Source organism: Acinetobacter sp. YH12218 (assembly GCF_013417925.1).
GTDB lineage: Bacteria > Pseudomonadota > Gammaproteobacteria > Pseudomonadales > Moraxellaceae > Acinetobacter > Acinetobacter amyesii.
In genome coordinates this window covers 24,989-38,861 of record NZ_VPDB01000006.1, presented here as the reverse complement: position 1 = coordinate 38,861, position 13,873 = coordinate 24,989, and the positions used below count along the sequence as shown (strand labels likewise).

Here is a 13,873-nt window from a genome sequence, read left to right as displayed (position 1 = left end):
GCGTACCTAATGTGTGGAAGATGGGAAATCAGATTGGGTGAATTCGGTACGTTGCGAGGTTTGCTGCCATACCGATAAAAAGTCAGCGTGTTGCGGCTGAGTTTGTAAATATTGAATCGTACTTTGAATCAAGTGCTGATGATCATTTAACAATAACTGTCCTTTCAGCAACAGCCAGCGTAAATAAATCAACCATGTATTGAGCACATCACCTTCACAGTAGCTGGTCAGTTCCGTCCACTGTTGTTCACGCACATATTCAGGCACATGGTAGCCACCATCACCACGTTTACCGGGGAAACCAAGTAAATGTGCTGCATCGTCGAGCTTTTGAAAATGACGACCATGGAACATGGCCATGACATCCATCAAATCTACATGACGATGATGATAACGATTCTGGTAGTTATTATAGCGCTTTTGCGTATCAATCTCGCCCTGATCGAACAAACTTGGTGCAGATAGTCCGTGATACATGGCACGGAACAAAATCACAGGCAAATCAAACTGTGAACCGTTCCAACTGACCAAGGTCGGATGACGCTTTTCAAAAATAGAAACGAATTTTTTTAAAATTTCAGCTTCGCTATTGTCTTCACGGCTAAATGAAAACAACTTCATGCCCTTTTCATCAATCCATAGTCCAGAGATACAGACAATTTCATGCAAGGCCAAACGCTGAAAATCCGTGCCCGCCTCTTGGCGACGCAGTTTAGTCAGCGCAGCATCTAGATCCACCTCAGGCAGATCCAGTCCATACAAATGCGCACCTGACTTCAAATCTGTCAGTGTTTCGATATCAAAAATTAAAACAGGTAAACGCATAAGTACTCACCAGTGCCGATCGGCCACTGTAATTATTCAGGATCAACAACAGAGAATAGACCAGTAGACAAGTATCGGTCACCACGGTCACATACGATGCAAACAATCACGGCATCCGGATTTTCTTCAGCCAATTTAACTGAAGCCCATACCGCACCACCCGATGAGGTACCTGCACTGATACCTTCTGTACGTGCTAAACGACGAGCTGTTTTTTCCGCTTCAATTTGCGGAATATCCATAATGCGATCAACACGTGAAGGGTCAAAAATCGTAGGAAGATATTCTTGTGGCCAACGGCGAATACCAGCAATGTTTGAGCCTTCAGACGGTTGTAAACCGACAATTTGAATATCTGGATTTTGTTCTTTTAAATATTTCGAAATCCCCATAATGGTCCCGGTGGTTCCCATTGAGCTGACGAAATGTGTAATTTTACCGCCTGTTTGTTTCCAAATTTCTGGACCCGTAGTGAGGTAATGTGCTTCCACATTGTCCGGGTTACCAAACTGGTTTAGGACTAGACCTTTGCCGTCTTTTTCCATTTGAAGGGCAAGATCACGTGCTTCTTCCATGTTTTCAGATTCGATCAGTTCGGCACCGTAGGCACGCATGGCATCTTTACGCTCTTGGCTAGAACTTGCAGGCATGATCAAGGTCATTTTATAGCCACGCATTGCTGCAACCATAGCTAAAGCAATCCCTGTGTTTCCGCTCGTCGCTTCAATCAACGTATCACCCGGTTTAATCTGACCACGCTTTTCCGCTTGCATAATCATGTTATATGCAGGGCGATCTTTGACCGAACCCGCTGGGTTATTGCCTTCTAACTTGGCTAATACTGTTGCTTGAGTATGACTTGCCAGACGCTGTAAACGCACTAACGGCGTGTTGCCGACGTAATGGTCTAATAAAAAATCGTCTGCTTGAAAATCAGGGGTTGTATTACTCATTATTCACACCTATATCGAGGTGCGCCTATTGTATGAAAAAATGCCTTTGCCTGCACCCATTTGCCTCGCTTTTTCGCGAAAGTGATTAAAGCGCAATCAGTTTTAAATAATCCATGCTAATATTCGGGGCATAAGGAATAAACTGCTTAAACCATGTCAAATATCAACAAAAAGCTTTTTAAACGCCTACACTTAAATCATGCCTATGGTCAGTTGATTGCACTTATTTTCGTGCCGATCACCATTTTGGCTTGTGTCGGTGCGATGTTGGTAATAACAGAAACCTCCAATGCAGCCAAAGCACAACAAAAACAGATGGCTGTCGCGATCCTGACGCGCTATCAACCCACGTCAGAATCTGCCATAGAGTTGCTCAACCATTATCCGTGGCAATTTGATCAAGCTCGTAATGCCATGCAAAGCATGTTGAACGAAAAACATTTGATTCGTGCTGCGATTTTAGATCTTAAAGGCAACAACCGCCTGAGCATTGGCTTTCAAGATCAAGATATTTGGCCTGCTTTTGACAGTAAAGCATCTTTTATTGGACCGATTGCACATCAAGGCAACCATATTTATGCCCTGAAAATTTCAGATTCAACCCAGACGCCGGCATGGTTAAGCATTGAACTGGACAATCAACCGCTGCAAATTGCCCGCTATCGCGTGTTAATCGTATTGATTGCAACGGGTTTATTGACGCTCTTATTACTTTTGCTGTGTTTGAATTTTTATTCACGTCGTTGGATCGCACCAATGTACGAAATTCGCATGCAGTTACAACGTTTAAATGCCGACACTCTAGATCAGCACATGATCATTAACAGTACTGGCGAACTTCGTTTATTACAGCGTGATATTGCCAATGTGGTTAAACGCTTACATTTCAGTTTCTTAGAGTTACGTGAACATACCGAACAAACGGAAGATGACTTAAGACGCACGCTTGATACTTTAGAGGTGCAAAACATCACCTACCGTCAAGCACGTGACCAAGCGATCCATGCCAATCAGTCGAAGTCGGTGTTCTTGGCCAATATTTCCCATGAACTGCGCACGCCACTCAACAGTATTGATGGCTTTATTCATCTTTTACTGCGCCAAGGCAACCTCAGTAATGAGCAAAATTTATATCTACAAACGATTCGTAAATCTTCTGCGCATTTATTGGCTTTAATTAATGACGTGCTTGATTTCTCCAAAATTGATGCCGGCAAACTAGAACTCGAAACTGCACAATTTGACTTAGAAGAAGCCGTGTTTGATGTGATGGATATGTTGTCGCCATTGGCAGCACAAAAACACATCGATATGACCTTCTACTATGCGGACAATGTGCCGAAATTTGTGGTTGGTGATGTCCTACGCTTCAAGCAAATTTTGACCAACTTAATTTCAAATGCAATTAAATTCACTCCAGATGGTGAAATTATTGTCCGTGTCCGTATGGAGCATGATGACATCGGTCAATGTCTGCTGCACTTTAGTGTGCAAGACAGTGGTATCGGCCTAAGCGGTACCGACCGTAAGAAACTGTTTGAATCCTTCTCGCAAGGTGATGCATCTGTTACCCGTCAATTTGGTGGTACAGGTTTAGGTCTTGCCATCTCCAAACAATTAGTCAGCCTGATGCATGGACAAATTGGTTTTGAAGATAACCAAGAACGTGCCCCAACAGAAAAAGGTTCAACCTTCTGGTTTACTGCGCGCTTTGTGGTCGATGAAGAAATTGAAATTGTGCATCCACAATTTAGCAATCTACAAGTCGTTTCCTACTTAGCACATCCAGCAACCGCCAATGTCCTGCGTCATTACTTAGAAAATTATGATGTTGAACATATTGAAACGCAGTCGATCCTTGATTTATTTAGTCGACTCAATCAGCTAAAAACCAATGAAAATACCTGGTTGATCGTCGATCACAGTGGTGACTCCGAAGCCTTACTGAAAGAAATTCGTCATCGTTATAGCGGTAACTTAGCGGTTTATGGCTACCAAATGATGCTCGATCCAAGCATGTTGAACGAGTACCGTGCTCGCCCATTGCATCAACCACTCAGCCGTACAGCGCTGATTCAGTTATTGAGTAATGAGCCTTGGTTTGATCAAGAGCAGCATGAAGAATTTAATGGTCAAGGTCTGCACATTTTGGCTGTCGACGACCATTTGCCAAACCTGATTGTGCTTGAAGCCCTGCTCTCTGAGTTAAATGTGAAAACCACCAAGGCTTTGAGTGGACAAGAAGCCATTGAAATCATTCAAGCTCGCCAAGAGCAAGGTTTGGGGGCTTTTGACCTCATCTTTATGGATATTCAAATGCCTGTGATGTCAGGTGTCGATACCACGCGTGCCATTCGTTCTCTTGAGTCGACTTTTGAAAATCATAAGCGCCTTCCAATTATCGCTTTGACGGCACATGCGCTCTCTGATGAAAAACAAAAGCTTCTGCAAAGTGGTATGGATGACTATGTCACAAAGCCCATTCAAATGGATCAAATTATTCAAATCTTGACCCAATGGACTACCGATAACTTTAAGAAAGTGCCGGTTTTAGAGCGCAGTTCAGTGATTGAAGCCCTAGAGCCGAGTATTTTAGATTGGCAGCAAAGCTTGCAGTTGGCCGCGAATAAAGAAGACCTTGCAGTCGATTTACTGAAAATGCTCGTCGATAGCTTTGAGCAAGAAATCCATGAAATGGCACAGCTCATCGAAGATGAAGATTTTCCACAATTAGAGCATGTGCTACATCGGCTTTATGGTGCAACCCGCTATGTGGGCGCTCCGACCCTCCAAGAGGTTTCAGGTCAATTTGAGCAATTTGTATCGACCTTACGTAAGGAACGCCGTAAAGCAGATGAAGCTTTTGTTCAAGAAACCCTGAACCGTTTTGATGAGTTAAAAAATGTCATGAGGCAAGTTGAACACGCGGCTCAACAAATCTTAGCCAAACAAAATAATTAAGCGCAGTCCGACTAAAGTCAGTGCCGTCCAGCTTCTGTTGTGACTGCACTGTCATGTATCCTGTCAGGGTGCATGCTATGCTCGGGCGCAGAAACAACAAGAGTAATTACCATGGCTTTATTACGTGTAGAAAAAAATAATGGCATTGCAACGGTTTACTTAAACCGTCCAGAAAAACGTAATGCAATGAGCTTTGCATTGCTCAAAGAATTGGTTAGCACCGCTGAAAAATTAAAAAAAGATCGTAGCTTACGCTGTGTCATTTTAACCGGTGAAGCCAATGTATTTAGTGCTGGCATTGATTTGGCTGACCTCAATGATCCGAAAAATCGTGCCTATGCCGCGTGGGAACTGTTAAAGCCCGGTCAAAGTTTATTTCAAAAAGCCTTTCTGATTTGGCAACAACTCCCTGTGCCGGTGATTGCCGCACTTGAAGGCTTTTGTTTTGGAGCAGGCATGCAACTTGCCTTGGCTGCCGATATCCGTATTGCCCACCCGAAAACGCAAATGTCGATTATGGAAAGTCGTTGGGGCTTAGTTCCTGATATGGGCTTAACTCGCTCACTCAAAGGTGTGATAGGACTAGATTTAGCCAAAGAATTAACCTTAACAGCACGTATTTTTGACGCAGAATATGCCAAGGAAATTGGCTTAGTGACGCATTTAAATGAACAGCCTTTGCTTCAAGCGCAGCAGTTAGCCGAAGAATTATCACAACGTTCACCAGATGCCTTGGCAGCAGCAAAACAAGTGCTAGATGCCATGGAACATAGTCCAAAACGATCTTTACGTTTAGAAAAAATCTGGCAATTTAAATTACTGCTCGGCAAAAACAGCCAATTGGCACGTAAAAAAGACAAGAACCCAGAGGTTCAGTTTTTACCACGCCAATATAAGTAAAATAGTCACACAGGATAGATTGAGTACAGCACATGGCGTTTGATCGTAATACAAAAATTGCATTTCTAGGTATGGGGCTGATGGGTAGCCGCATGGCCACGCGCCTCATTCAGGCAGGATTTGAAGTTGCGGTGTGGAACAGAACTGCTGCTGCGTGTGATGAGTTGATTGCGATTGGCGCGACAGCGCTTCAATTGGAGAATATTGCCCATTATCCTGTGGTTTTATCTTGTCTCGCAGATGATGCTGTTGTTGCCGCGGTGTATGCAAGCATCGAAAATCATTTAGCGGCAGGACAAATTATTGTCGACTTCTCGAGTCTTTCTGTGAATCAAACTCATCAATTGGCTCATGCTGCAACGTTGAAACAAGTCACTTGGATTGACTCTCCTGTTTCGGGGGGCACAGCAGGCGCTGAGCAAGGCACTTTGGTCATCTTTGCCGGCGGTGATGCTCAAACGATTCAAGATTTGAGTCTGATCTACAATGTTTTATCACAACGTGTTACCCGCATGGGCGACTCAGGTACAGGTCAAGCCACCAAAATTTGTAATCAGCTGATCGTCGCTGCCAATAGCACGTTAATCGCAGAAGCCGTCGCATTAGCCGAGAAATCAGGTGTAGACACCACGTTATTAGCACCAGCACTTGCTGGTGGATTTGCAGACTCAAAGCCTTTTCAGATTTTAACTCCACGTATGGCAACGCATCAGTTCGAGCCCGTGCAATGGAAAGTTCAAACTTTATCTAAAGACCTGAATAATGCAGTCCAACTGGCTGCCCAGTTTGAATTAAGCATCCCTGTTGCCAGCCTTGCTTTATCGCAACTCAAAGCCCATCAGGACAATGGTTTTGCAGAAAAAGATTTAGCCACCATCATTCAACATGTCGAACATAACTAACGACTTTCACTTTAGAAGTAAATTGCTTCAAGGACGATATACATGACTCAGCTCGCGGTTAATTTATCCATGATTTTTACCGAAGTGCCATTGTTAGAGCGTTTTGCGTTGGCTCGTGAACACGGTTTTAAGCATGTAGAAATTCAGTTTCCGTATGAGCTGAGTATTGAGCAAATCCAAACCCAGCTCACTATCAATGATTTAAGCCTGTGTTTAATTAATGTCCCTGCGGGTGATTTGATGCAAGGCGGCGATGGTCTTGCGGGAGTTCCGGGGCGTGAAAATCAATTTCATCAAGCCTTAGAACAATGCATTCGCTATGCCACTGCGTTAAATGTACCGAGTGTCAATATTTTAGCCGGCAAACAGCCACAAGATGCTGACTTGCTCCCATGTTTAAATACCTTGTCGAGCAACCTCAAACTGGCGTGCCACATGTTGTCTGAACATCATATTCAACCGGTATTTGAAATGATTAATGGCACTGATATGCCGCGCTTTTTGGTCCAAAATATTGCCCAAGCTCAGGAAATGCTTGAAGCTGTACAACACTCTGCTTTGAAGATGCAATATGACTGCTACCACATGGCGATGATGGGTGAAGATATTCTCAGTACTTTGGCAGAAAATATTCAGGATATCGGTCACATACAGTTTGCTGACTGTCCGGGGCGACATGAACCTGACTCAGCGCAGATTCCATTTGCAGAGATTTTTAAATGGTTAGATCAAAGCCAATATACAGGCTACATCGCGGCTGAATACCGACCACGAAGCAACTCATCACATTCTTTTGCGTGGAAAGACAAATACTTCCCTCATTTAGCTAATGGTCAATGACGTGTTGATTTGAAATTCAGCAACAAAACCGCTATATTAGACCATGTAAAATTGTCAGGAAATCATACCCTCTATGAATTTAGAACCATCGCCCAGCGCTTCTAATTCTCTCGATCTCGCAAAATCAACGCAAATCAAAGACGTACAAGCTTGCTTAGCTGTTGTACGTGAAGCACTTGAAGATGTAAAAGCCAAAGATATTATTGAACTTGATATCAGCACTATCAGCAACGTAGCAGATGCGATTGTTATTGCGAGCGGTACTTCAACTCGTCACATTAAGTCTCTTGCAGACAACGTGGCAGAAGAAGCACGTAAAGCTGGATTCCGCCCTATCGGTGTTGAAGGCGAACGTGATGCTGAATGGATCCTGATTGATCTCGGTTTTGTAGTGGTACATGTGATGTTACCTACAGCACGTAAATTCTATGATTTAGAAAGCTTATGGCGTACAGCTCCAGAAACTGTAGCTTAAGCTTCCAGAAAAAAGCGACCTAATTAGGTCGCTTTTTTTATCCCTTCACTTTATACACGGACAATCAGCTTCATGGTGTTTTACCCCCGACACTAAAGCAGTTGGTGTAAATCCACCTCAGGATAATTGGCTTTAATTTTCAGCTTGGTTTGTGCATAAACTTGGTCTGCACGCATCGGGCCATAAAAGTCACAATACACTTCATAAATGCTCGTTAAAACTTTGGCATAACTGGTCAAAGGCAAAAACTCGACAAAACTCGCTGAATTAATTTGTGCATTTGCCGCAATTGCCAGCCCGATTTCTTCTAATTGCTGAATCACATCTTGGGTGAAATCAGCCTGATCTGTAGATTTCACCGTCAGCATGACTGACTCGATAAAGCCTAAAAAGGCCTCGCTAATGGTCTCTGCAATGAGCTCGTCTTCTTGCTCCTGCTCCTGCGGTTTTTCAACCCTTAACAGTTCCTGCTTTTCTAAGGTAGATAACTCATACAAGACTTGCTTCAGCATATCTTTACGATAAAAGCGTAGCTCTTCTGTGGTACAGATATCATTTAAGAAGCGATTTAAGACAAATGACGGTTTCATGCTGTACTGCTGCTCCCAGTGCCGTAGTGCACTGTCGAGTAAAGTCCCATGAATAAATTGTTGTAAGCCTTTTTCTAAAGCTTCGCGGCGTTGTGCCAAATTCAACAGTTCGGTGCTCATTGCATTACTCCTGTTAATGACGTTTGGTCATATCATCCGTTTCAAAAGTCACATCTTTTTGAAACTCGGGATAAGACAATTCAGCATGCTCGGTATAGTCCAAACCACGTTGTTCATGTTGCTTACTCACCCGTAAGCCACCCAACAATTTATCTAAGACCTTAAATACAATGAACGCAACGCCAAAGCCCCATAAAAAGGCTGCAATCACTCCAAGCCCTTGTATCGCGATGACATCGCCATTAAACATATTATTTTCAAGGAAGATCCCTGCAGCCAATGTTCCCCATGCGCCACAGAATCCATGCACGGTCACCGCATCAACCACATCATCCAGTTTCATTTTTTCCATGAGCATTGGTAGGAAGGTCACCATCACACCTGCACATAAACCGGTGATGACCGCATACAGTGGAGACATCGTTGCACAGCCTGCCGTAATGGCAACCAAGCCACCCAGTGAGGCATTGATCGTACTGCGGATCAAAATGGCTTTAGATCGGATGAGACAGAGCAACATATATGCAACCACGGCAGCACACGCCGCAAGATGCGTATTTAAAGCAATACGTCCTACGCTGACATTGGCATTAATGGTCGAGCCTGCATTAAAACCAAACCATGCTAACCATAAAATAAAACCGCCTAATGCTACCAAAGGTAAGTTATGCCCTGGTAAATAATGGCTTTGCCCATTGCGTCCAAATCGACCCAAACGTGGTCCCAATACAATGATGCCAGCCAAGGCAACCCAGCCGCCCATTGAATGCACCACGGTCGAACCTGCAAAGTCGATAAATCCGAGTGCTTTTAACCAACCGTCTCCGCCAAATAAACTGCCCCATGCCCAACTACCAAAGACAGGATAAATCAGACCTGAGACAACGGCCGCACTCACCACATAAGCGACAAAATGAATCCGCTCTGCCATTGCACCACTGGCAATGGTGGTTGCCGTTGCAGCAAACATCATTTGGAAAAATAGAAGGTTCCAGTGCCAATCATCCAGTTGATCGGGTGCAAAATGACTGAAGCCAAACCAGCCCGTGGTATTGACCCCAAACATCAGACCAAAACCCACCAACCAAAACACCAGACCACCCAAGCAGGCATCCATGTAGTTTTTCATGAGTACATTCACGGTATTTTTACTGCGAACTGAACCACTTTCGATCATGGCAAATCCGGCTTGCATAAAGAACACCAAGATACCGCCCAGTACCACCCAAATACTGTCGAGCGAGATACGAATTTCTTGAATATTACTGGCGATTTGCGGGTCAACTGCCCATGCAGTCGATGTCAGGACACTCAGAAACAGTGCCATCAAGTATGTTTTTTTCATGATTATTCCCCCAAGAATAACCATGCTGTGCAAAAAGAATACCAAATTTCAGACAATTAATTATTTTTCAATGCATTGCGTCACAAAACCAGTTCGCGACAATATTTTGAATCACTGAGATCGAATTTAATGGAACAAAACAGCTCATCGATCTGTACCTTGGTTTCAAAACACGCATCAATTTGATTCAAGCACCTGATGCGCTAAATATTTGTGCACTTTTAGTGTGAAGCATTCATTAATCAAAAGCCAAGAAAATAAAAGCGAAGAAAACAAAAAACCACCCGAAGGTGGTTTAAATCTTCCTCAATCCCGCTTTATCACAGCGGGACTTTGGCAATATGGATTAATGACCACCGCCATTAATGGCTTTTGTCATATCTTCCACAACTTTCTTCGCATCACCGAAGATCATCATCGTTTTATCGTTATAGAACAAGTCATTATCTAGACCTGCGTAACCTGTAGCCATAGAGCGTTTGATCACCATAATGGTACGTGCTTTATGTGCTTCAAGGATTGGCATGCCGTAAATTGGAGAACTTGGATCGTCTTTTGCCGCTGGGTTCACAACGTCATTCGCACCAATCACCAGTACTACATCTGTTGCTGGGAAGTCTGAGTTGATCTCGTCCATTTCAAGAATGTCTTCATATGCAACGTCAGCTTCAGCTAAAAGTACGTTCATGTGGCCCGGCATACGACCTGCCACAGGGTGAATCGCAAAACGAACTTTTACACCTTGCTCTTTTAAGATTTCACACAATTCTTTCACGGCATTTTGTGCACGACCTTGCGCCATACCATAACCCGGTACGATCACAACGCTATCCGCATTTGACATCAAGAAGCCAGCATCGTCTGCAGAACCTGAACGGTGATTACGCTGTGCTTTTTCACCATTATCCGCCGCCGCTACTGCTGTACCACCCATTGCACCACCAAACAAGACGTTGATGATTGAACGGTTCATGGCTTTACACATGATGTAAGACAGAATCGCACCCGATGAACCAACCAGTGAACCTGCAACAATCAGCATGTTGTTTTCAAGCGTGAAACCAATCCCTGCTGCAGCCCAACCTGAGAACGAGTTCAGTAGCGATACCACCACTGGCATATCACCACCGCCTACTGGCGCAATCCATACCCAACCAAATGCAAGTGCAAGAACAGTCATTGCCCAGAAAGCATTCATGTTGCCTGTAGTGAAGAAGTAGATACCACACGCCAACATCGCAAGGAAAATTAAGGCTTGAACAGGTTTTACCCATCCACCTGAAATGGTTTTTGCCCATTTCTTCGCAGCCAATTTACCGTAAGCAAATACCGATGCTGTGAAGGTAATCGCACCAACGAAACAGCCTACAAACAATTCAAATAAATGAACTTTGCTCATATGAGCATGTTCTACACCCGCAGCTGTTAATACTGCTTCATTTTCCGCGAATGCCGCAGTCAATTGGTTGTTATGTAGAATTGCAGCGATCGCAATCAGTACCGCAGCCAAACCAACCAATGAGTGCATCAGTGCCACAGTTTCAGGCATTTGAGTCATCGGAACTGTTTTTGCACGTGCAATACCTACGACTGCACCCAACACCATTGCACCCACAATCATCCAAATCACTGGATGATCTGCGACAAAGAATGTGGTGATTACAGCAATCGCCATTGCGATCATGCCGTAACGGTTACCTTGAATCGCAGTTTTCGGACCAGACAAACCACGCAACGTTAAGATAAAAAGAACGGCACCAATCAGGTAGAACCAATCCGCATATTCTTTAATGAATTCCATGGATTAACCCTCTTTTTTCTTTTGCTTAGGTTTGAACATTTCAAGCATACGTGCAGTCACCGCAAAGCCACCAAAAATATTGATACTTGCAAGGAAAACGGCAATCGCACCTAAAATACTCACCACGTTAATGCTTTGGAACTGTACGCTTGCATCCACAATACCTGGGATACCAACGGTTTGAATCATCGCACCAACGATAATGATCGATGACAAAGCATTGGTTACAGCCATTAATGGTGTGTGTAGCGCAGGTGTTACCCCCCAAACCACGTAGTAACCAACAAAGATTGCCAAGACAAAAATAGTAATCGTTTCAACCATGATGATTCTCCTTAACCACGTTTCAGCAGCACTTGGCCGCCATGAGTGACAAGTAGTGCTTTTTGAATTTCTTCTTCAGGGTTAATCGCGAAGTTCTTTTCGCTATCAAACAGGGTTTCAATGAAATTCAAAACGTTACGTGCATACAGTGCCGACGCTTCAGTCGAAACTGTTGAAGGAATATTTGGAATACCGAGAATTTTCACGCCATTTGCAGTCACAACATTTTCGCCGCAGACAGAACCTTCAACGTTACCGCCAGTTTCAACCGCCATATCTAAAATGATTGAGCCCGGTTTCATTTTGGCAACAGTTTCTGCTTTGATTAAACGTGGTGCGTCACGGCCCGGCAATAATGCAGTCGTAATCACGATGTCAGCATTCGATACGGCTTTATCAACAATAATCGCTTGATCACGAATGTAGTCTTCACCCGGCATCCAGCCATAACCATTTTTTGCAGCATCAGCTGCTTTCTGTTGCTCTTCTGGTGACATTGGTACGTCTAACCATTTACCACCCAAAGATTCAACTTGGTCACGTGCTGTAGGACGTAAGTCAGTTGCTTCAACTACGGCACCTAAACGTTTCGCTGTTGCAATAGCTTGTAAGCCTGCAACACCTACGCCCATGATCACAACACGTGCAGGTTTTACTGTACCTGCTGCTGTCATCAGCATTGGGAACATACGTTGATATTCTGCCGCAGCCAAAAGCACAGATTTATAACCTGAAAGGTTGGCTTGAGATGAAAGTACGTCCATGTTTTGCGCACGAGATAAGGTCCGTGGCAAAAGTTCCAATGCAAATGCAGACACGTTTTGTGACGCAAATTGGTCAAGTTCGGTGTTGCGGTAAGGGTCAAACATCCCCACAACGGTGGTGCCCGCTGTGAGTTTTTGAATTTCGTCACCTTTAGGCGCACGAACTTTCAAAATCATTTGACTACCGGTATAGGCATCATCCGTAATTTTGGCACCAACTTGTTCATAGGCGCTATCGATGTAAGCAGCGTTTACCCCTGCTCCACGTTCAATAACGACGCTATGACCAGCGCTGATCAACTTCTTTACTGTTTCAGGCGTCGCAGCGACGCGATTTTCACCGACAACAGTTTCGGCTGGAATTCCGATCTGCATGAGCGTTCCTCAAGCTAATTTTTCTTAAGTAAACATCGCAATCCGCGATGTCTCCCCTCAGGATGTGTTTTTGTACAATTTTTGGATTCTAATTGAACTTTTTTAAAATACTACCCAATATTTATTTAATAAATACCCATATTTTGAACTCATGATTCATGAAAAGAATAGTGCGATATTTCATTTATTCAGTTTTATTTGTCGATTTATTACTCATTTTTATCCTATTTATAACTTTTTAATATTACTTAAGACCAAAAAAATAAATAATTTCGCTAGTTTTAGTGCTGATTGTTTCAGTGCGTTGATCATTGTGACATTTTCATTCGACAACTAATGACCTGAACGTGTCGTGAAAAATCGACTTAAGTCAGGTAAAGCCGCTATTTCATTCAGACTGCATCAGCTCGTTGACTCATTTGACAGTTTTGACGTGCTGACCTGCATTGAAAACTGACTTTTTTCTGCCACAGTCTCGTCAAATCGGTCAGCTTGAATATCCGATGGATTTTTGCGCACGTTTCGGGTTTATTGAGATCTTGCTCTCCCCACCTGATGCTTCGCCTTAACTTAGAATTGACTTTTTTAGCTAAAAAAATAATTTTTTGAATATTTAGCATCATGATATCGCTACTGACTTTCTATCCCTAAAAAACACTATTGCACCATTTTTGTGCAATTTTCACCTTAAATGTTTC

12 protein-coding genes are annotated in these 13,873 nt (G+C 43.5%); 5 read left to right on the top strand and 7 right to left on the bottom strand.

What is annotated here, in order from left to right; all coding sequences use genetic code 11:
- Positions 1 to 6: 6 nt before the first annotated feature.
- The gene (locus FTV03_RS02915) at positions 7 to 825 is read right to left on the bottom strand and encodes a 3'-5' exonuclease (protein ID WP_078191277.1); all 819 of its coding nucleotides are present in this window, start codon (positions 823 to 825) and stop codon (positions 7 to 9) included.
- A gap of 32 nt (positions 826 to 857) precedes the next feature.
- Complete coding sequence (cysM, locus tag FTV03_RS02910; RefSeq protein ID WP_078191278.1) at positions 858 to 1,778, bottom strand: cysteine synthase CysM; 921 nt, start codon at positions 1,776 to 1,778, stop codon at positions 858 to 860.
- Between the two features lie 153 nt (positions 1,779 to 1,931).
- Between cysM and FTV03_RS02905 the strand changes: the two genes are divergently transcribed.
- From FTV03_RS02905 to rsfS, 5 genes are all read left to right on the top strand, one after another.
- Positions 1,932 to 4,739 (top strand): ATP-binding protein, encoded by a 2,808-nt coding sequence (locus FTV03_RS02905; protein ID WP_180004602.1) that lies wholly within the window; start codon positions 1,932 to 1,934, stop codon positions 4,737 to 4,739.
- A 111-nt stretch (positions 4,740 to 4,850) separates the two neighbouring features.
- Positions 4,851 to 5,639: a crotonase/enoyl-CoA hydratase family protein gene (locus FTV03_RS02900; RefSeq protein ID WP_180039859.1), complete on the top strand. Its 789-nt coding sequence runs from the start codon at positions 4,851 to 4,853 to the stop codon at positions 5,637 to 5,639.
- 32 nt (positions 5,640 to 5,671) lie between these two features.
- Positions 5,672 to 6,541 carry an NAD(P)-dependent oxidoreductase gene (locus tag FTV03_RS02895; protein WP_180039857.1) on the top strand — a complete coding sequence of 290 codons (870 nt, stop codon included), beginning with the start codon at positions 5,672 to 5,674 and terminating at the stop codon, positions 6,539 to 6,541.
- Positions 6,542 to 6,583: 42 nt separating this feature from the next.
- Entirely contained in the window at positions 6,584 to 7,381 is a 798-nt protein-coding gene (locus FTV03_RS02890; protein ID WP_180009001.1) for a hydroxypyruvate isomerase family protein, read from the top strand.
- A gap of 73 nt (positions 7,382 to 7,454) precedes the next feature.
- Entirely contained in the window at positions 7,455 to 7,856 is a 402-nt protein-coding gene (gene rsfS / locus FTV03_RS02885; protein WP_078191283.1) for a ribosome silencing factor, read from the top strand.
- 92 nt (positions 7,857 to 7,948) lie between these two features.
- Here the strand turns inward: rsfS and FTV03_RS02880 are convergent, their stop codons facing one another.
- The 5 genes from FTV03_RS02880 to FTV03_RS02860 form a co-directional block, all read right to left on the bottom strand.
- Positions 7,949 to 8,566, bottom strand: coding sequence for a hypothetical protein (locus FTV03_RS02880; protein ID WP_168378723.1), 618 nt, complete (start codon positions 8,564 to 8,566; stop codon positions 7,949 to 7,951).
- Between the two features lie 13 nt (positions 8,567 to 8,579).
- A complete protein-coding gene (locus FTV03_RS02875) occupies positions 8,580 to 9,911 on the bottom strand; it encodes an ammonium transporter (RefSeq protein ID WP_180022576.1) in 1,332 nt (443 codons plus the stop codon).
- A gap of 346 nt (positions 9,912 to 10,257) precedes the next feature.
- Complete coding sequence (locus FTV03_RS02870; protein ID WP_078191286.1) at positions 10,258 to 11,712, bottom strand: NAD(P)(+) transhydrogenase (Re/Si-specific) subunit beta; 1,455 nt, start codon at positions 11,710 to 11,712, stop codon at positions 10,258 to 10,260.
- A 3-nt stretch (positions 11,713 to 11,715) separates the two neighbouring features.
- Positions 11,716 to 12,036: a proton-translocating transhydrogenase family protein gene (locus tag FTV03_RS02865; protein ID WP_078191287.1), complete on the bottom strand. Its 321-nt coding sequence runs from the start codon at positions 12,034 to 12,036 to the stop codon at positions 11,716 to 11,718.
- Positions 12,037 to 12,047: 11 nt separating this feature from the next.
- Entirely contained in the window at positions 12,048 to 13,175 is a 1,128-nt protein-coding gene (locus FTV03_RS02860) for a Re/Si-specific NAD(P)(+) transhydrogenase subunit alpha (RefSeq protein WP_111885447.1), read from the bottom strand.
- Positions 13,176 to 13,873 lie beyond the last annotated feature (698 nt).